The organism is Robinsoniella peoriensis, from assembly GCF_000797495.1.
GTDB classification, from domain to species: domain Bacteria; phylum Bacillota; class Clostridia; order Lachnospirales; family Lachnospiraceae; genus Robinsoniella; species Robinsoniella peoriensis.
This window is the reverse complement of the sequence record NZ_JTGN01000001.1, coordinates 548,584-570,107: the sequence shown is the minus strand read 5'-3', so window position 1 is coordinate 570,107 and position 21,524 is coordinate 548,584. Positions and strand designations below refer to the sequence as shown.

Genomic DNA, 21,524 nt, shown 5'->3' with positions numbered 1-21,524 from the left:
TATTAAAGAAATGCTGATTGCATTTTAGAATGCAGTGAAAGATAGGAGCAGTGTATATGAATTATAAAATGATAGTCCAATATGATGGAACCAGGTATGATGGATGGCAGAAACAGGGGAATACGGATAATACGATACAAGGCAAGCTGGAGGCAATATTGTCAAAAATGGCAGGAATGCCGATTGAAGTCCAGGGGGCAGGAAGAACAGATGCAGGTGTACATGCCCTTGGACAGACGGCTAATTTCCATCTTCCAAAGGGATGTGTCTTAACAGAGGATATCCGTGATTACCTGAATAAATACCTGCCGGAGGATATTGGGATTCTTGAAGTGACAGAGACAGCGGAGCGATTTCACAGCCGTCTGAATGCGAAGGAAAAAGTGTATCGTTACCGGATTTCGACCAGTACATTGAAAAATGTATTTGAGCGAAAGTACATTTATCCACTTGATGAACATCTGAATGTGAAAGCCATGCGTGAAGCAGCGGAAGCGTTAATTGGAACTCACGATTTTAAAAGCTTCTGTTCGAATAAAAGAATGAAAAAATCCTCAGTCCGGAAGTTAATTAAAATAGAAATTACAGAACTGGAAGGGGAATTGCAAATTAATTTTACAGGCGAAGGATTTTTGTACAATATGGTACGGATCATGACGGGAACGTTGATAGAAGTGGGACAGGGAAAACGCTCGCCAAAAGAGATGACAGAGATTCTTGAAGGGAAAGACCGCTCTCTGGCTGGTATTACGGCTCCAGCCAGAGGGTTGTGTCTGGTTAAGGTTTCGTATTAGCATCATCAAATAGTTCATGTATACACATAAGCAGTTCTCTGTTTTTTACTGCTGACATAAAACAAAACCGGAAATACTGATTTCCCAAAAATGGAAATGTAGAACAGTCCCGGATCATAAGTCCTCTGCGAATGGCATACTCAAAGACATCCTTTGAGGTTATGCCATTTTTTAATATACGAACCAGTATAAAGTTTGCAGTGGGCGGATAAGCTTTAATTCCGTTTATGAGAGATAGCTCATGAACAATATTGTCCCGTTCTGAAAAGATAAGTTTTTTTGAAGCTGAAATATATTCCGTATCAGAAAACATCAGTTTTCCCGCAGCCTCTGCAAGGCTATTGATTGTCCAGGGATTTTTCTTTTTGTTAACTTCTTTGATAAGATCCAGGTTGCCCGTTATGGCATATCCGAGACGAAGGCCGGGAGCAGCAAAGAATTTGGAAATGCCCCTCAATATTACAATGTTATTGTAATAATCGGTCAGTGGAACGCTGGTAATTTCCAAATGATCCGGTACAAATTCTACATATGTTTCATCCACCATAACGAAGATATTATTCTGTTTACAACAGTCTAGAATTTTACGCATATCATTGCGGCAGATTGATGTAGAGGTAGGATTATTGGGATTACATAAAATCAGCAGGTCAATCTGTTCATTTAATTTATTCATCAGGTCATCCGCCTGCATCTGAAAATCATTGGATTCTTTCAGTGGATAGTAGAGGGAGATACCGCCGTCCAGAGAGATTTCACGTTCATATTCGGAATAAGTGGGCCCCAGAATCATCGCTTTTTTCGGATGCCGTATCTGTATCATCAGGGAGATTAATTCCGTTGAACCATTTCCAACGATGATATGATCCGGATCACAGCCTGCATAGGTTCCGATGGCTCTGCGAAGTGCGGTATATTCCCGATCCGGATAAGTGGTAATAACATCTATGTGGGCGGCCAGAGTCTGGCGCAGCTTGGGCGAAACTCCCAGGGGGTTTACATTGGCGCTAAAACTGGTAATGTTTTCTTTTTTAATGCCATAGGCATATTCAATTGTTTCTAAGTCACTTCCATGAAAATGGTCTGCGGGGGTTAGCATAGTGTTCATCCTTTCCTTTGGCGTATCTGAATGTTTTATGATTAAATCCGGTATGAAAAATCAATAACCAAGATTTTCTCCAATCAGGATTACTTTAATACGCCCTTTGAATCGATTATAGCGAATGATCAGTGTCTGACTGCAGATACATTCCTTAGAAGTACAGTCTGAACAGACGCCAGTCAGTCCGCAGGGGGTTTTCATTTTCAGACGCATTGCGTTTGGCGGTGCGGCTTGGGTATGTATACGTTCCAGGGCACTTGCCTCGTCTTTGGCAGCTTTATTCATGCCCACCAGTAATATAACATGGTCAGGTCCATAAGTCAGGGCGGCAACCCGGTTTCCGGTACCATCGATGTTGACCAGTTTACCGTCCAGCGTGATGGCATTGGAGCTCATAAAATAATAATCTGCACTCAATGCCTGACGATACATGGCTTTGGTTTCTTCGGGTGTTACAGCCTGTGAACGGTCAATCAGTGTCAGACCGGAGGCTTTCAGGGCATCCATCATCCCGCATTCAGTCAGTGTCATAGAACCTCCCCAGGATACAACAGCACAATCCGGTAAGAAACTCATTGCCTTTTTAACTGCGCTTTTGCTGTCAGGGCAGTAGTAACCCTCCATATTTCGTTTTTCCAGGTTCTTAATAATGATTGAAGCCTGTTTTTCATAGAATTCCTGCATAGGTGTCATGAATTTCAATCTCCTTTCTGGTGTAGGGATCAATCTGCAGCTAATTGTTACTGCAATTCCTATAATTATATGTTATGATAAGACTTATATAAATTATACGGTGGGATCAGCACCTTGTAAAGGAGTTATTAAGGAGATTCTTTTTGAAAGGATCTATTTGTTACTGTTCAAACCGTGCCGTGATCAGCGCTGCATGGCATCGGAGCTGGCAAAGTGATGGTCTCAGGGTATCTGTCCCTCGCCGAAGGCGACTTTACAAGGATAGGTGCACTGTAACATCTATTTGAAAAAGAAGTTGAAAATAACAGAAACACAAAGTATAATGTATCAAAGAGACAATTTGCAGAGGCAGCCGTTTGAACGGCTGTTTTGCGTGCAATGAATATTGTAAGCAGGCTTACGATATTCGTGCGGTCAAAGTGTGAAAGAAAAACACTTTTAAAGTGTAAACAAGTTCATACTGCTTATTTGGACAGTATCGCAAGCAAGCTTGAGATATGGATGTTCGAAAGGTTGAAAGAAAATTATAAAATAGGTATAAGGTTGAAAGAAAATTATGATATAGAAAGGATGCCACGGTGTGATTCTTTCAACCTGTTTTATTGTGGCAGTATTGCAGGCAAGCCTGTAATATGCAATAGGTATAAATATGAAAAAAATTATTGATATGATTACGGATGAAATGACAGTCGCTTTTACCGAGGCAGGATATGATGCATCTTATGCAAAAGTAACCATCTCTAATCGTCCGGATCTGTGCGAATACCAGTGTAACGGAGCAATGGCAGCTGCTAAAGTGTATAAGAAAGCGCCGATTATGATTGCCAACGGAGTTGTGGAGAAGCTGGCACAAAGTGAAGTGTTTGAAGAAGTTAATGCGGTGAATCCGGGTTTTATTAATTTGAAATTGACAAAAGAATATCTGGCTGCGTATATGAGAGAAATGCAGGCAGATGAATATTTATCCATAGAAAAGACGAAAGAGCCAAAGAAAATTATTATTGATTACGGCGGTCCCAATGTTGCAAAACCACTTCACGTAGGTCATCTGCGTTCTGCCATTATCGGGGAAAGCATTAAGCGAATGGGAAAGTTCCTGGGACACGAAATGATCGGAGATGTACATCTTGGTGACTGGGGGCTTCAGATGGGACTGATTATAACAGAACTTAAGAAGAGAAAACCGGAACTGGTGTATTTTGATGAAAACTTTACCGGTGAGTATCCTGTACAAGCACCATTTACCATTTCCGAATTGGAAGAAATTTATCCTGCGGCAAGTACTTATTCAAAAGAACACCCGGAATATAAAGAGGAAGCAATGCAGGCAACTTATCTGCTTCAGCAAGGGCACCGGGGATACCAGGGGATCTTAAAACATATCCTGGAGGTATCTGTTACGGACTTGAAGAGAAATTATGAAAATTTAAATGTTCATTTTGATTTATGGAAAGGCGAGTCTGATGCTCAGCCTTACATTCCGGACATGGTTCAGTATATGAAAGAAAATGGATATGCGCATATTGATGACGGTGCGTTGGTAGTAGATGTCAAAGAAGAAACAGATACCAAAGAGATTCCGCCATGTATGATATTAAAATCAGATGGAGCGTCTCTTTATAATACAACTGACCTGGCTACTATTGTAGAACGTATGAAGCTATATCATCCGGATCATATTATTTATGTGGTAGACAAGCGCCAGGAGTTATATTTCACACAGGTATTTCGCTGTGCAAGAAAGACAAAGCTTATTCAGGACGATACGGATCTGACCTTTGTAGGCTTTGGTACTATGAACGGAAAAGATGGTAAGCCTTTTAAGACCCGTGAAGGCGGCGTTATGAGACTGGAAAACCTGATCACCAGCATTAATGATGAAATGTTCCGTAAAATAACAGAAAATCATGAAATTGATCCGGAAGAGGCCAGAAAGACGGCTAAGATTGTTGGTCTGTCCGCAGTTAAATATGGAGACTTATCCAACCAGGCTTCAAAAGATTACGTATTTGATGTGGATCGTTTTACATCATTCGAAGGAAATACAGGCCCATATATCCTTTATACCATTGTTCGTATAAAATCTATCCTGAACAAATATCAGGAAAATGGGGGAAAATTAGGAGCCTATGCAATTGGTGAACCGGTAAGCGACAGTGAAAAATCACTGATGCTTGAATTATCCAAGTTTAACAATGTAATGGAAAATGCATTTGAGGAAATCGCACCCCACAAGATCTGCTCTTATATCTATGATCTGGCAAATGCGTTTAACCGCTTTTATCATGAGACAAAAATTTTGTCAGAAGAGGACGAGAAACAAAAAGGAAGCTATATCCAGCTGCTTCTGCTGGCAAGAGACGTACTGGAAAGCTGTATTGATGTCTTAGGATTTTCTGCACCTGAGAGAATGTAAAATAGCAGAGCCTGTCTGAAAACTTGTGGACAGGCTCTGAAACTTATTCTGTGTTATGTAAACTTTGTGCATACTGCCACTAGACATTTTTAAATAAATGTAGTAGAATGACAAAATCTAATCGCGGTACTTACCGCATCAAATAAATTCAATAACGTTTCGTTATATTTCCATTTAGCAGTACAACAGAATAAAGGAGTTGAGGAAAACTGGAGATTGGGGCTTTAGTTGACGGCAAATACAGGATCTTAAAACCTTTGGGTTCCGGAGGAGAGGGAAGTGTTTTTTTGGCGTTGAATGAAAATGCGTATAAGTTTTGGGCAATAAAGATTGTGGCGAAGGGCAGAGATGGAGTGGAGCTGGAATTGTGGAAGCATTTTTCCCATCCGAATCTGCCCGAAGTTATCGATGTAATTGAAACAGAATCCGAGATATTGATTGTAATGGATTATGTGGAAGGGAGAAATGTAGCAAATATTTTAAAAGAAACAGGAAAAGTGAAACCTCGCCAGGCTGTCATATGGGGTATACAGATTTGCAGGGTTTTGCATTACCTTCATAGTCAGGAACCGCCGGTAGTCTATGGAGATCTGAAACCGGACAATATGATATGCCGCGCTGACAAAAGTCTGGTTTTAGTAGATTTTGGTACGGTCTCACCCTTTGTTAAGGAAAGTAGTTATCACGGGGGACATTATGGGACAAAAGGATATGCGGCGCCGGAACAATACGATGGTACATGTGTTGTGGATACCAGAGCCGATATATATAGCCTGGGAGTGACCTTATTCCAGCTGGTTACAGGAAAACTGCTGCTGTCCGGAATTGGCAAGGAGGATTGGAAATTGTGCCCGGGGTATTTTGGTTTAAAAAAAATAATTTGCAAATGTATGAGATTTGACAGAACTCAGAGGTTTTCTGGGATAGAGTCTTGTGAAAGAGCACTTCAGGGGATTTTGTGGTGGAGGAAAGCAAGGTTCCTGTTTGTTGCTGCTGCGTTTATTATAATATTTTCAGCAGGGAGTCAGTTACAGCTGGAACAGGGGGAATTAACTAAGGAACAATCATATGAGGAGTATCTGAAAGAAGCTAAATTTAATGTCTATGAAGAGCAGAAAAAAAACTGCCAATCTGCAATATTCTTAAATCCCGTTCGGGAAGAAGCATACCAGCAATTAATTGAAATATTTTTGGAAGACGCAATACTGACGGAAGAGGAGGATATCTTTCTGCGAAAGGTTTTAAAAGAAAAGTCAGAGGGAGATACCAGGAGTCATGAAGAAGCTTTGCGCACAGATGAAGGAGCATTCCTTCGGGTTTCTTATGAACTGGGAATGGCATATTGGTATTACTTTGAGGGAGACGGCGGAAAATCTTATGCAGCCAGATGGTTTTTAAATATAGCGGAGGCTGCGGAAAGTATAGGGAATACAGAAATTACAGGAATTACACAAAATCAGAGAAAAAGAGCAGCGGTTTTAGCGAAGATAGGAAGCTATTACAGCAGAATCCGAAACAGGAGAGAGGATGAAACAGAGAATATCTCCTATCTGACATTCTGGAAAGACTTGATGGAAATCTATGATATTCAGGAGAGTGATACGGATGCGGATAAAGTAAATTTACTGCTATGGGAGGAAATTTCGGCACAGATCTATTATTTTGCCGATCGATTTTGTCAGGCTGGATTGGAGAAAGCAGTTTTAGATAGAATTTTACGAGAGATAAAAGATAAAGTGCAAATCAATGATAACAGGCCGGTAAGTAAGGAGATAGAAGTTTTAGAAAAGGATATTTTGAAAAATATAGAACTGGCAATAGAAAGTGTAGAAAGAATTTATAATAATTTTAAGAAAGAAGGGGAAAAGGAATGAGATATTTTAAAACAGGTATTTTAATTGGGGCAGTTTTTCTTTTGCTGGCGGGGAATAAAGCTGCAGCATTTATTAAATCCGAAACTCAAACCGGGATCAAATCGGAAGTACAGACAGAAAGTCAAACCGAAACCCAATCAGAGACGGGTTCCGAGATTCAATCGGAAAGCCAGACAGAGACGGAATCCGAGATTCAATCGGAAAGCCAGACAGAGACGGAATCCGAAACGCAATCGGAAAGCCAGACAGAGACGGAATCCGAAACGCAATCGGAAAGCCAGACAGAGACGGAATCCGAAACGCAATCGGAAAGCCAGACAGAGACGGAATCCGAGACGCAGTCAGAAACCCAGACAGAGTCAGAAACAGAATTACCGCGTGAAGTTATCGTAGAAAATTTAAAAACGATTTACAAGGGTGACAGCAGAGAATTTGATGATACTAATCGGGTAGAACTAAAAGCGGATGTGAGGGGCCTTCCTGAAGGAATGCAGGTATTATTAACAGGTAAGTCAAAGCACAGAAGGGTTGGAACCTGGGAAGTGGAAGTCTCGTGCAAGCTGACGGGTAAGGATTCAGAAAAATATTCCGTAAAGGTTGAAAAAAACAATTTAATAGTACATATAGTACCCAGAGTGTTAAATATCAGAATTGCAGAGGGAAGAAAACCGTACTTCTCAGAGAACAACATTCAACTTCTGGAATTTGATGAAAGCCCGGATGAAATCGTAAAGGTAAGCGGGTTTGTGAAAAATGGGAAGGCAGTGAAAGAGTCCCCGAAAGGATTTCAAAAACCCGGGATAACCATAGATGAGCGGATACTAAAACCTGACAGTCCTATGTATGATCAGGGAGCACTTAAGAAATACGGCAGGGCATTGGTTGTAAAAAGAGACAAAAAGGGCAATATTACAGGAAATACAACGGATAATTATTGTTACGACCTGCAAAAAGATTCGGCGCTTTATCATCCGGGAAGCGTTACGCTTGTGAAAAACAGTGTGAGCGAAATAAAGGACTATCAGGTTCTTCCGGAATCCAAGGAAGGATTTTTGCGAAATGGGGATGGCAAAATATTAGTAAAAAAGGGAATGCGCCTTAAGATTATTCCGAATGAGAGAGCGGGATATAATCAGGTAATCATAAGTAATGAGCTGAAGGAAAATGGGGTATTTTCTTTTGAATTGGAGAGTAGAGATGAAACAGGAAAATTATTAGCCCAGTCTGGAAAACAGAGTGTAATCTATGAAGTTGATGACCAGCCCCCAACAGGATTGACCATTTTGGCAAATGAAAAAAAACTTTCGTCAGGTACGGGTGAAAGAGCGTTCTTTAATAGCAACGTAAGGTTAAAGTTTACCGGATATTTAGATGTACATGCAGGTATCCGCTCGGTTCAGTATTGGATATCGGAGATTACAGAGGGGAGTCGCCAGCAGTTATCTGGTATACAAGAAAGTTATGAAAGCCAAAAAAGTTTATGGAGAACTGGGGTCAGCGCTGAGCTGGTTAAGGAGGGAGAATATCAGGTATTTGTGAGAGTGGAAGACAACGTTGGAAATGCATCGTTCTTTGGTGGAAATACTATTTTGATTGATAAGACAACTCCCCGAATAACCGTTGATGGTGTGTCTGATCTAAGTGCGAACAGTGGGGTGTTAGAGCTTCGTATCCAATGTGAGGATGATTATTATTGGAAAGGCAGTCTGGAGACAGTACTCATAGGAGAAAAGAACGGGGAAAAGAAGTTAAAATACGAAAGAAGAAAGTCAGATAGAGGAGAGCTGTTAATTTTTGAACAGATACCGGAGAAGAAAGAATGGGATGACTATTATGTGCTTTATATATCAGCGGGTGACCAGGCTGGTAATATAGCGGCCAGGGAAATTCATTTTTCGGTAAACCGGTTTGGGTCAGTATATACGTTGGGGAAGGAAACCAGGGAACAGATGGATAATTATTACTGCAGAAAACCTTTTGATGTGGAAATTAGGGAAGTGAATGTAGATAAGCTTGAAGAGGCGCAGTTGACGATTACGCGGGATGGGGAACTTCGGATTTTAAATCGGGATAAAGAGTATTTGGTTAAAAAAATAGAAGGAAAGTATGGGTATAAGGAGTACCGTTATATAATACCGGCAAAAAATTTCCAGGAGGAAGGAGCCTATGCAGTTTCTCTAAATTCTATAGATATGGCGGGTAATGTAGGTGATAATAAACTGCAGAAAAAATATATAGAGTTTGTAATAGACAAAACACCTCCGTCTATCATGATCGCCGGACTGGATGATAAATCATTTTATCCGGAGGAGGTCAGAGATGTTGTCATAGATGCCAGGGATAATGCAGCCCTTCAGAAGATGCTGGTTTATTTGGACGGTGACTTAATCAAAAGCAGTTTAAATCAGGAGACTTCTTTTACTATCCTGCAGAAGGATAAATGGCGTGATTTGGAGGTTCTGGCTATCGATAAGGCGGGGAACGAAGCAAAAAAGAAGATAGCTTTTTGTATCAGTAAAACAGATAATGGAAAAATTGCTGTTCCGCAGTCTCTGGAACATTTTAAGGAAAAGAAATTATTCGGGAAAGGAGATAAAGAAATAATGGGAAAAGAAACATTTACCATACCGGAGGTTATAAATCAGGGCGAAGGGAAGCAGGGGGATGTGGATGATGAGGAAAATGGAGACAAGATAAAAATGAAGAATGAGTTCAAAGGAGAGGATAAGAAGAAGGAGACCGGATATGTTCATTTTGGAATCAAAGCACTTATGATAATCTCCGGAGCCTTAATTGGAGCTTTTTCTTATCGAAGATGGGGAAGAAGACGTTCAAAAGAATAGACTTTTTACTTATGGTATGCTATTATTTTCTTCAAGAGGTGAGAATAAAATGCATGACGAAAGAAAAAAGGTCGTTAAAAAGATACTAACGGCAGCTGGAGTTGTAGTCGGTACCTGTGCGATATCTGCAGGATCATTTTTTCTGGTAGATTCCGGACTGGCATTTTTAAATACAAAAATTGAAAAAAGTGATGTTACCGAAAAATCATCAGAGATTCAGCAAACCAATAGTGATAAGGAAACAGAGCTTATCGCCAAGAGCAAAGATTCTTTTATTGTACCGGAAGAAAAAACAGGTACAGAAAAAGAGACTGATAAGAAAACAGATGGGGAAAAGACCGGAGGGGAAACTTCCGGTACTGGAAGTGATAATACCGGAAGTTCTGATAATGGTGACAGCAGCTCATCGGGTAATGGATCCAACGGTTCGGGTTACAATGGAACTTCGGATTATAATGGAAATTCTGATTCTAACGGAGGAACAGACGGAAGTGGGAATTCACAGAATGGTAATTGGGAAACTCCTCCTGCCAGTACGCCGCAGACGGAGGCTCCACAGACAAATCCACCGCAGACAGATCCACCGCAGACAGAAGCTCCGCAGACAAATCCACCACAAACGGATGCACCGCAAACGGATCCGCCGCAGACAGATCCGCCACAGACAGAAGCGCCGCCTGCAGCCTGGGATGATACCTATTTCTTCCCGGATACGGCAACCAGATATATTACAGAAAATGAATTATACAATATGACTGACAGGGAAATTGCAATAGCCAGAAATGAGATATTTGCACGCCATGGACGTAAATTTACCAAACAGGAATGGACTGATTACTTTAATACGAAAACCTGGTATGTTCCAACTTATGATCCGGAAACTTTTGACTCTATGGACTTACTGAATGATTTTGAAAAGAAAAATCTGAAAGTAATTCTTGCCTATGAAGAAAAGAGATAGAGGAGGAAAAGTAATGGACAAGCAGCAGCAGTACAAATGGCGGAAGCATCGGAAGAATAAAAGAATACTTACGGCATGGTTAGTTTGTGCCGGCGTTCTGTCAGCGGCAGCAGCATTTGTATATCAGGGAACCTATGATAGCAATCCGCAGAAAAGTGCAGAGCGTTACATTAAAAATGAAAAGAATATTGAAACTTATACCGTACAGTCCGGAGAACGTAATCTAAGTGAAGAGGGTAAAATTGTACAGACTTTTACCTTCACCTATACTCCGAAAGACAGTAAAGACCCCATAACAGAAACAGTAGATCTTATACGTCAGGATAAAAAGAGATACGGTATGTTTGAACGCTGGGTATGTAATGACCATGTTGACGAGGCAAAGAATGTAAAGATTACAGTACCTGTGGATTCTAAAGTTATGTTGGATCAAAAGACGCTGGACAGTAGTCTGGTTATAGAAGATGAGAAAATGACAGCGGGAGCTAAATCATATGTGTTACCATACCTTGAAAAAAAGGAATACCAATTAAAGGTAACAGGACTGCCGTTTGAGATCTATGAGACGAAATGGAAGCCGGACCAGGATTCAAGTACCATAGATGTCAGAGGTGAATGTAAGCTTAGTGAAAATGCAAAGACTCAGATGCAGGAGTTGGGGAAGCAGGCGCTGAAAGAATTTTTTTCAGCGGCAGTTCAAAAGCAGACGGTTCAGGCTCTCGGCAGCACCTTTGATAAAGTGCAGGATAAAGAGACTTTACTGAAGACAGTTACCGGAAATCTGTTTTCGGATCCGGGTCTTGTGATTAAGCATCTGGAATTCAGCGGGTTTAGCAGTACTTACGGTGAGCCATATTATCCGGAGGCTAAGGATGAAAGTTATATTGGAATTGAAGTTAAGACAAAATATAATTGTAAATATACCGGTAACCGTATTACGGAAGGTGAAGATGGGGACACTGAAACAGAAGAGTCCCAGTCTTATGCCAAAGAGGTAAAATTCTATTTTATTTATCAAGGTGGAAAGTGCTATTTGAAATCAATGGAGATTCCTAATTTATTTTAAAACACGCTTTGGGCTGGTATTTTAAATATTTTCAACTTCTGTTTTATATCCATAAAAAGGAAAAACAGAACCTGGAAATGATAAAATACTAGCCCTTATGTAATGAACTGAAAAATGTGAAATTATATGAGAATTATTAACAGTCTCTGGAGAAAGGAACGAAAAATGCATAGAAATTTAGTGAAATGTATGGGAGCAGCGATGGTTATTGTGTTATTGACAACCGGTTGTACGTTTTCTGGTAACGGTGAAAATACGAATAAAGGAGAGACTGTAACGGAAACTGTAACGGAAACTATAACGGAATCTTTGAGTGGCAGTATGAACGCAAAGGAGACAGGAACGGAAAATGAAAATCAGACGAATTCAAATCAGAAAAAGTCAGAGAAAGAGTCTGAAAATCAGGCAGTAACGGAACTAAAGGAGTCAGAAAATACGGAAAAGAACGATAGTAATGCCAATATTAAGGAAACCGAAGAGACAAAGGCTCAGGGACCGATTGTTGCTGTAGATGCAGGACATCAGGGACCGGGACAGGATATGAGCAGGACGGAAGCAAACGGTCCTGGCTCTGAGGTGATGAAAGCACGTCTTGCTACCGGTACCACAGGAAGTGTATCCGGCCTGGATGAATATGAATTGAATCTGGACGTATCTTTGAAACTTCAGACTGAGCTGGAAAAACGTGGTTATCAGGTGGTAATGACAAGGACAACCCATGAAGTGGATCTGGGAAATATTGACAGGGCAACGATTGCCAATGAGGCGGGAGCGGATATTCTGGTGCGTATTCATGCAAATGGATCTGAGGACAGCAGTGTTGCCGGTGCACTTACCATGGCGCCGACACAGTCAAATCCGTATGTGGGAAGCATATCAGAAGAATGTATGCGTTTGTCCCAATGTCTGATTGACCGCTATTGTGAAGCCACAGGGCTGATTAACCGGGGCATTCTGGCAGAGGATGAGATGACAGGCATTAACTGGAGCCAGGTACCGGTTACGATACTGGAAATGGGATTTATGACAAATCCGGGAGATGATGCATATATGGCAGATGCTGCTAACCAGGACGTTATGGTACAGGGGATTGCCAATGGCATTGATGATTATTTTGGAAGATAGGGCGAGTTTAAAACAGGCTCCAGAGTATCAGCACACACACTGGAGTAACAAAGGAAACTGCAATAAGCCGGAGGTGTATGTATGATATTTGAAAATGTTACCGGAGTTCTTATTCCGATTTTGATTCATTTTTTGGCGTCCGCAGGCGTGGTGACTGTGTTTGGAAGCAGATTTGATTCAGCACTGCTGACAACGCTGTCGGCGCTGATTGTTCTTCCTGTGGTTTGTTTTCTATATTGGAAGGATGGACAGCTTTATGGACGGAATAAGGATAATCCGGATCACAAGCCAGTATGGACTTATCTGCTGATTATTCTGATGGCAGTATTCAGCAATCAGATTTTATCCTATCTGATTAACCTGATACAGGTGGATAGAGTATTCTCTAATGCAGCTCAGGAGGCATTGTTTGGAAGCGGTCTTTGGATACAGATCATTGGTGTCGGGATTCTGGTGCCAATTATGGAAGAGTACCTGTTTCGAGGGTTGGTGTATAAGCGTTTAAAACGGTTTGTCAGATCCAAAAAAATGGCAGTATTTCTGGGAGCCTTTATATTCGCGATTTATCATGGAAATATGATTCAGTTTTTGTTTGCTCTGCCCATGGCACTTCTGCTGATATGGGTTTATGAAAAATGGGGAACCATTAAGGCACCAATTGTCTTTCATATTGCGGTTAATTTATCCTCCGTGTTATTCAGCGCATTCCTGTAAATTGGGGGGGCGCTGAGAAAGATGCCATGGTCCGTCCCCTTCTCTTTTCGAACACTATCTCCAGCTTCAAGGCGTCCCCTTTCATAGCTAAACCCAACTTGATGAAATTGTTCGCGGTAGTATTAGTCTTCAAAAACATCCTTACAATATATATATAATTAAGACAATATAGTTCTTGCGGGAATTTGGAGTCAGATTTCAAAAAAATATTTGGTAAAAATCTTTAATGATACCCTGCCTAATGTCTTTGGGGGAGCAGCAAAAATAAAGTATTAGCAAAAATAATCTGATAATAATGACTGGGTTTGTGGAAAAGACGAATAATCTGACAATAACGCAAAAATTAATGGTTTACAGATGAAAAAAATAGGTGTATATTATGTTCAGAGAAAAACGAGAGAAAGGAACGATAATATGACGACACAAAATCGAATATTGCGATCCGGGTGTAACGGGCTGTACAGACAGACGTTTGAACACGATAACTGCGGCATAGGCGCCGTTGTGAATATCAAAGGTGTGAAGACCCATGAGACCGTAGAGAATGCATTAAAGATTGTAGAAAATTTAGAACATAGAGCTGGCAAAGATGCCGAAGGAAAAACAGGTGACGGTGTAGGAATCCTATTACAGATTTCTCACAAATTCTTTTCGAAGACCTGCAAATCCCTCGGCATCTTTTTAGGTTCTGAGAGAGAATATGGAATTGGAATGTTTTTCTTTCCACAAGATGAATTAAAGAGAAATCAGGCAAAAAAGATGTTTGAAATCATTGTGGAAAAGGAGGGACTGGAACTTCTGGGATGGAGGGCGGTACCTACTGTTCCGGAGGTATTGGGACACAAAGCATTGGAATGTATGCCCTGTATTATGCAGGCATTTATCAAAAAACCAAATGATGTAAAGAAAGGTCTGGACTTTGACAGAAGGCTTTATGTAGCGCGCCGTGTATTTGAACAGAGTAATGATAATACCTATGTGGTATCTCTTTCCAGCAGGACCATCGTGTATAAAGGGATGTTTCTGGTTGGCCAGCTTCGTACTTTCTTTGCAGATCTTCAGTGCCCGGACTATGAATCTGCGATCGCTACCGTACACTCCAGATTCAGTACGAACACCAATCCCAGCTGGCAAAGAGCGCATCCGAACCGTTTCATTGTGCATAATGGTGAAATTAATACGATCAGAGGTAATGCGGATAAGATGCTGGCAAGAGAAGAGACAATGGTATCCCCGCATTTACAGGATGAATTACATAAGGTTCTTCCTGTTGTAAATACACAGGGGTCTGATTCGGCGATGCTGGATAATACGCTGGAATTCCTGGTTATGAGCGGTATGGATCTGCCGCTGGCTGTTATGATTATGATCCCGGAACCCTGGGATAATAACCGGAACATGACACAGTCTAAGAAGGATTTCTATCAGTACTATGCTACTATGATGGAACCCTGGGACGGGCCGGCATCCATTCTTTTCAGTGATGGGGATATTATGGGGGCAGTGCTTGACCGCAATGGATTACGGCCTTCCCGTTATTACATTACGGATGATGGATATATGATCTTATCTTCCGAAGTTGGCGTTCTGAACATTGATCCTGCAAAAATTGTATTAAAAGAACGACTGCATCCGGGAAAAATGCTTCTGGTTGATACCGTAAAAGGTGAAGTGGTGGATGATGATACCTTAAAAGAACGCTATGCAAAAAGCCAGCCCTATGGCGAATGGATTGACAGTTATCTGGTACAGCTGCGTGACCTGAAGATACCAAATACAAAGGCACATGAGTACCAGGCGGAAGAATTGGCAAGACTGCAAAAAGCATTTGGCTATACCTATGAGGAATACCGCACTTCCATCTGTAACATGGCTTTAAATGGTGCAGAAGGAATCGGAGCCATGGGCGTGGATACACCGATTGCTGTTCTATCAGAAGAGCACCAGCCATTATTTAACTATTTTAAACAGCTGTTTGCCCAGGTTACCAATCCTCCCATTGATGCAATACGCGAGGAAGTCGTAACATCTACTACGGTTTATGTGGGGAAGGATGGAAATCTGTTAAAAGAGCAGGCGGTGAACTGCCAGGTGCTCAAAGTCCAAAACCCGATTTTAACCAATACGGATATGATGAAAATTAAAAACATGAAGGTAGAAGGCTTTCAGGCAGCGGAAGTACCTATCACATATTATAAAAGCACCAGTATTGTCAGAGCAATTGAGCGGCTGTTTGTGGAAGTGGATAAGGCTCATCGGGACGGTGCAAATATTCTGGTTCTGTCTGACCGGGGAGTAGATGAAAATCATGTTCCCATACCTTCGCTGCTTGCGGTATCCGCGGTGCACCAGCATTTGGTGAAGACGAAAAAAAGAACCTCACTTGCGATTGTTCTGGAATCGGGAGAGCCAAGAGAAGTACATCACTTTGCAACACTGCTGGGATATGGAGCCTGTGCAATTAATCCTTACCTGGCACAGGAAACGATCCGCCAGCTGATTGACTGCCAGATGCTTGACAAAGATTATTATGCGGCGGTAGATGATTACAACAATGCCGTACTGCATGGTATTGTGAAGATTGCTTCTAAAATGGGTATTTCCACAATTCAATCCTATCAGGGGTCACAGATTTTTGAAGCAGTGGGAATTGACCCGGATGTAGTGGAAAAATATTTTACCAATACGGTCAGCAGGATCGGCGGAATTACCCTGGAGGACATTGCCAAAGATATGGATGAGCTGCATTCGGCTGCATTTGATCCGCTGGGACTTGGAGTGGACCTGACACTGGACAGCATTGGAAGACATAAAATGAGAAGCCAGGGAGAAGAGCACCGTTACAATCCCAGAACGATCCATCTCCTTCAGGAATCCACAAAACTGGGCAGCTACGAATTATTTAAACAGTATACACAGATGGTGGATCAGGAAGAATCGGGCTATCTGAGGAGTCTTTTAGATTTTAAATATCCGGAAAATGGCATACCCCTTGAAGATGTAGAAAGTGTGGATTCCATTGTTCAGAGATTCAAGACCGGAGCCATGTCATACGGATCTATATCTCAGGAAGCACATGAGACACTGGCGATTGCCATGAACCGTCTGCATGGAAAATCCAACAGTGGTGAAGGCGGTGAGAGCGACGAACGTTTGAAAACGGGGAAAGACGGCATGAACCGTTGTTCCGCGATTAAGCAGGTTGCCAGCGGTAGATTTGGAGTCACCAGCAAATACCTGGTAAGTGCAAAAGAAATTCAGATTAAAATGGCTCAGGGAGCAAAACCGGGAGAAGGAGGACATTTACCGGGACAGAAGGTCTACCCATGGGTTGCTAAGACCAGACATTCCACACCGGGTGTCAGCCTGATATCGCCGCCCCCTCATCATGATATCTATTCCATCGAAGATCTGGCACAGCTGATCTACGACTGTAAAAATGCAAATAAAGAAGCAAGAATTTCGGTAAAACTGGTAGCGGAAGCAGGGGTAGGTACCGTTGCGGCAGGTGTGGCAAAAGCAGGTGCCCAGGTAATTCTGATCTCCGGGTATGATGGAGGTACCGGTGCTGCACCCAGAAGTTCTATTCACAATGCCGGACTGCCTTGGGAATTAGGTCTTGCTGAGACTCATCAGACATTGATTATGAACGGCTTGCGTAATAAAGTAGTGATCGAAACAGACGGTAAACTCATGAGCGGAAGAGATGTGGCGATTGCGGCACTCTTAGGTGCGGAAGAATATGGATTTGCTACAGCACCGCTGGTAACCATGGGATGCGTCATGATGCGGGTATGTAATCTGGATACCTGCCCGGTAGGAGTGGCAACCCAGAATCCGGAGCTTCGTAAGCGTTTCCGCGGAAAACCGGAATATGTCATGAATTTTATGAAATTTATTGCGGAGGAACTGCGGGAGTATATGGCGAAACTGGGTGTTCGTACTATAGATGAACTGGTAGGAAGATCAGATTTGTTAAAACGTAAAGCAGACATCGCTAATAAAAAAGCTTCCAAAGTGGATTTAAGCGCAATTATCAATAACCCCTTTGTAAAAGAGGGAATGAAAGTGACCTTTGACCCGGCTCAGGTTTACAATTTTGAACTGGAGAAAACAGCGGATGAGAAAATTCTGGTAAAAAAATTAAAAGGAGCGCTTTCGAATAAGCAGAAGAGAAGCATTGAAGTAGATGTAATCAATACAGACCGCTCTTTTGGTACGATATTTGGTTCTGAAATCACGAAAATGTATCCGGAAGGACTGGAGGAAGACACCTACACCGTGAAATGTAATGGAGCAGGGGGACAGAGCTTTGGGGCATTTATACCAAAGGGGCTTACCCTGGAACTGGTAGGTGACAGTAACGATTATTTTGGCAAAGGGCTGTCCGGCGGCAAGTTGATTGTATATCCTCCTAAGAGTGCAAAGTTTAAACAGGACGAAAATATTATTATTGGAAATGTTGCCCTATATGGAGCAACCAGTGGAAAAACATATATTAATGGTGTGGCAGGAGAACGTTTCTGCGTGCGTAATTCTGGGGCGAATGCGGTAGTAGAAGGTGTTGGCGATCATGGATGTGAATACATGACAGGAGGCCGTGTTGTAATTCTTGGCAATACCGGTAAGAACTTTGCAGCAGGCATGAGCGGCGGTATTGCCTATGTACTGGATGAAAACAGCGATTTATATAGGAAGCTGAACAAGGAGATGGTTTCCATTGATAAGATTACTTCCAAATATGATGTCCTGGAACTGAAAGAGATGATCAAAGATCATACCGCCTACACCAATTCCGAAAAAGGAAAAGAAATCCTGGAACATTTTGAGGATTACCTGCCAAAATTTAAGAAGATCATTCCCAATGACTACAATCGGATGTTGATGAAGATTGTGCAGATGGAAGAAAAAGGGTTAAGCAGCGAGCAGGCACAGATTGAAGCATTTTACGCAAATACGAGAGGATAGGAGGGCAAAGGAATGGGAAAACCAACAGGATTTTTAGATTTTAAAAGAGAGACCAGCGAGACGGTACGACCAAAGGTCCGGATTAAGAATTTTAATGAATTCCACGTTCCCTTATCCAGGGAAAAGCAGAGGCTTCAGGGCGCCAGATGTATGGCATGCGGTGTTCCGTTCTGTCAGTCCGGCATGATGATCGGAGGGATGGCATCGGGGTGTCCACTGCAGAACCTGATTCCGGAATGGAATGATCTGGTATATACCGGAAGCTGGGAACAGGCATATCACAGACTGGCGAAAACGAATTGTTTTCCGGAATTTACGGCAAGGGTATGTCCGGCACTATGTGAAGCGGCATGTACCTGCAACTTAAATGGAGAGCCTGTGGCTACGAAAGAAAATGAGTGGGCAATCATTGAAAATGCATTTGAGATGGGCCTGGTGGTTCCAAATCCGCCCAAAGTCAGAACCGGAAAAAAAGTGGCAGTAGTGGGAAGCGGACCTGCCGGACTTGCAGCAGCAGTACAGCTGAACAAAAGGGGGCATAAGGTTACCGTATTTGAAAGAAATGACCGCATCGGAGGACTTCTTCGATATGGCATACCGAATATGAAACTGGATAAGTCGATAATAGACAGAAGGATTGCTATCATGGAGGCAGAAGGAATCGAGTTTGCTGCCAATACCAATATTGGTGAAGACATCAAGGCGAATGCTCTGCTAAAAGATTATGATCGTGTAATTCTGGCATGCGGGGCATCCAATCCCAGGGATATCAACGTCCCTGGAAGAGATTCCAAAGGAATTTATTTTGCAGTCGATTTCTTGAAGGCCACAACGAAGAGTCTGCTGGATTCAAATTTTGCGGATCAGAACTTTGTTTCTGCAAAAGGAAAGAAAGTGATGGTAATCGGCGGTGGTGACACCGGCAATGATTGTGTAGGTACGGCAATACGACTGGGGGCTGCATCCGTAATCCAGCTTGAAATGATGCCTAAGGCGCCGGATACACGGACTGCTGATAATCCATGGCCCGAATGGCCAAAGATCTGCAAAACAGATTACGGGCAGGAAGAAGCAATCGAAGTGTATGGGCATGATCCCCGGGTGTATCAGACTACCGTTACGGAATTCGCTGCCAATAAAAAAGGCGAAGTATGCCAGGCGAAGATCGTAAAATTAGAAAGTAAAAAAGATGAAAAAACCGGACGCATGATGATGGTGCCGGTTGAGGGAACCCAGGAAACAGTAAATGTGGATTTAGTTTTCATTGCTGCCGGATTCTTAGGTGCACAGAAATATGTTACTGATGCATTCAAGGTGGAATTAGACGGACGTACAAATGTGGCAACGCAGCCAGAGCAGTATCAGACCTCCGTAAAGCATGTATTTACGGCTGGGGATATGCACAGAGGGCAGTCTCTGGTAGTCTGGGCAATCCGGGAAGGCAGGGAAGCAGCAAGAGCAGTGGATGAATCATTGATGGGGTATACGAATTTGTAATTTTATAGATTCCTGAATATAAGCAGGCAGGAGGCATGATAGAGAAGAGCTGCTTAAAGATGGATATACGAGCCTGATTTGTTATGGGATTGCTTTTTATAAGAATAATTGTAAGATTTTGAAAGCAGAAAAAGAAATAGTTTATAGAAAATGAAATAACTGGATAAATAATATTAAAAAAAGCCATGAAGGATGATGCGATGTTATCTCAAAATCCTTCATGGCTTTTTTAAATTTACACCCAATAGATAAATATCTACTGAACAACAGCAGTTTTCTTTATTTTACGAAGCATTCCCGTTACAATTACCATTACAATCGGAAATACCATGGCAAACAGCAGCCCGCTCTTTAAGCTGTCATTAGCCAGATTGGATACAACACCTACCAGACCCGGACCTGCCGCACAGCCGATATCTCCGCCAAGTGCCAGAAGTGCAAATAAAGCAGTTCCGCCCTGAGGGCAGTACTGGCAGGAAAGACTGAATGTTCCGGGCCACATGATACCTACCGACAATCCGCATAATCCGCAGCCAACCAGAGACAGCAATGGGTAGGGTGACAGCGTGGCAAGCAGATAACTGATAATGCACAGGAACCCGCTGGCTATAATAAACTTTTTAAGCTTGATTTTTGCACCAAATTTTCCGTAGAAAACACGGGAAACACCCATTAATACGGCGAAAGCGCAGGGACCCAGCAGATCACCCAGGGTCTTGGATACTTTAAGCCCTGATTCTGCAAACAGAGAAGCCCACTGTGACATCGCCTGTTCCGATGCACCAGAGCAGATCATCAGTATCAGAAACATCCAGAAGATCTTCATGGAGAAAAGCTTGCGGATGGGCAGTGACTCTGCTTCGGCTTCTACGGTATGTAATGGCACTTTGCTGAAGAAAAATGCATTGAAAAATGGGATGATCGCCCAGAATATCGTCAACAGATACCATTTGCTGATACCCACTGTTACAAAATACAAAGTGGATATAATAACAACACTTACATGTCCCCAGCAATAAAAGGAATGCAGCAGGCTCATAGCGGATGCCTTCTCGTCACCCGGCAGAGATTCTACAATCGGGCTGATTAGTACTTCGATCAGTCCGCCGCCGATGGCATTAATTAATACAGCTACAATCAATCCAGCATAGGCATTTGAAAAGAGAAAAGGAAAAACGCCCATACCGACAAGTCCGATCGTACAGCAGACATGTGCGGCAACAGTACAGATACGATAACCGATTTTGTCAACATATTTGGCAGCCAGAATATCCACAAACATCTGCATAGCAAAATTGATGGAAATCAAAAGACCGATTTTCTCCAGTGATATGGAGAACTGCGACTGGAACGTGACAAATAAAAGCGGTGCCAGGTTGTTGACGATGGCCTGCGTAATATATCCGAGATAACAGGCATTTCGTGTGTGTTTAAAATGAAGTGACATGACTTCCTCCCCAAGTAGTATAAA

The 21,524-nt window shown here is 42.2% G+C and carries 13 protein-coding genes; 10 read left to right on the top strand and 3 right to left on the bottom strand.

The features are described 5' to 3' along the window. The first annotated feature begins 56 nt into the window (after nt 1–56). Complete coding sequence (gene truA, locus QR40_RS02380; RefSeq protein WP_027293468.1) at nt 57–794, top strand: tRNA pseudouridine(38-40) synthase TruA; 738 nt, start codon at nt 57–59, stop codon at nt 792–794. Here truA and QR40_RS02375 read toward each other — a convergent pair. Continuing rightward, nucleotides 778–1,893, bottom strand: a complete 1,116-nt coding sequence (locus tag QR40_RS02375; RefSeq protein ID WP_044293162.1) for a pyridoxal phosphate-dependent aminotransferase — start codon at nt 1,891–1,893, stop codon at nt 778–780. The genes truA and QR40_RS02375 overlap by 17 nt on opposite strands. Before the next feature lie 60 nt (nt 1,894–1,953). After that, nucleotides 1,954–2,589: a lactate utilization protein gene (locus QR40_RS02370; protein ID WP_044293160.1), complete on the bottom strand. Its 636-nt coding sequence runs from the start codon at nt 2,587–2,589 to the stop codon at nt 1,954–1,956. A gap of 649 nt (nt 2,590–3,238) precedes the next feature. Here QR40_RS02370 and argS point away from each other — a divergent pair. From argS to QR40_RS02315, 9 genes are all read left to right on the top strand, one after another. Continuing rightward, nucleotides 3,239–5,005 (top strand): arginine--tRNA ligase, encoded by a 1,767-nt coding sequence (argS, locus tag QR40_RS02355; RefSeq protein WP_027293476.1) that lies wholly within the window; start codon nt 3,239–3,241, stop codon nt 5,003–5,005. A gap of 209 nt (nt 5,006–5,214) precedes the next feature. Continuing rightward, nucleotides 5,215–6,879 carry a serine/threonine protein kinase gene (locus QR40_RS29405; protein WP_081998752.1) on the top strand — a complete coding sequence of 555 codons (1,665 nt, stop codon included), beginning with the start codon at nt 5,215–5,217 and terminating at the stop codon, nt 6,877–6,879. Next, the gene (locus tag QR40_RS02345; RefSeq protein WP_044293156.1) at nt 6,876–9,722 is read left to right on the top strand and encodes a hypothetical protein; all 2,847 of its coding nucleotides are present in this window, start codon (nt 6,876–6,878) and stop codon (nt 9,720–9,722) included. The genes QR40_RS29405 and QR40_RS02345 overlap by 4 nt, the downstream gene beginning before the upstream one ends. A gap of 49 nt (nt 9,723–9,771) precedes the next feature. Beyond that, nucleotides 9,772–10,683 (top strand): YARHG domain-containing protein, encoded by a 912-nt coding sequence (locus QR40_RS02340; RefSeq protein ID WP_044293155.1) that lies wholly within the window; start codon nt 9,772–9,774, stop codon nt 10,681–10,683. Next, complete coding sequence (locus QR40_RS02335) at nt 10,667–11,749, top strand: hypothetical protein (RefSeq protein ID WP_160295760.1); 1,083 nt, start codon at nt 10,667–10,669, stop codon at nt 11,747–11,749. The genes QR40_RS02340 and QR40_RS02335 overlap by 17 nt, the downstream gene beginning before the upstream one ends. A 189-nt stretch (nt 11,750–11,938) precedes the next feature. Beyond that, entirely contained in the window at nt 11,939–12,874 is a 936-nt protein-coding gene (locus tag QR40_RS02330; protein ID WP_160295759.1) for an N-acetylmuramoyl-L-alanine amidase family protein, read from the top strand. A gap of 81 nt (nt 12,875–12,955) precedes the next feature. Continuing rightward, on the top strand, nt 12,956–13,588 hold the full coding sequence (locus QR40_RS02325; RefSeq protein WP_044293153.1) for a CPBP family intramembrane glutamic endopeptidase: 633 nt from the start codon (nt 12,956–12,958) through the stop codon (nt 13,586–13,588). 414 nt (nt 13,589–14,002) lie between these two features. Beyond that, nucleotides 14,003–18,556 carry a glutamate synthase large subunit gene (gene gltB / locus QR40_RS02320; protein ID WP_044293152.1) on the top strand — a complete coding sequence of 1,518 codons (4,554 nt, stop codon included), beginning with the start codon at nt 14,003–14,005 and terminating at the stop codon, nt 18,554–18,556. A gap of 12 nt (nt 18,557–18,568) precedes the next feature. Further along, on the top strand, nt 18,569–20,053 hold the full coding sequence (locus QR40_RS02315; protein WP_027293483.1) for a glutamate synthase subunit beta: 1,485 nt from the start codon (nt 18,569–18,571) through the stop codon (nt 20,051–20,053). Nucleotides 20,054–20,309: 256 nt separating this feature from the next. Here QR40_RS02315 and QR40_RS02310 read toward each other — a convergent pair whose 3' ends face one another. Further along, a complete protein-coding gene (locus QR40_RS02310; protein ID WP_027293484.1) occupies nt 20,310–21,500 on the bottom strand; it encodes an MFS transporter in 1,191 nt (396 codons plus the stop codon). Nucleotides 21,501–21,524 lie beyond the last annotated feature (24 nt).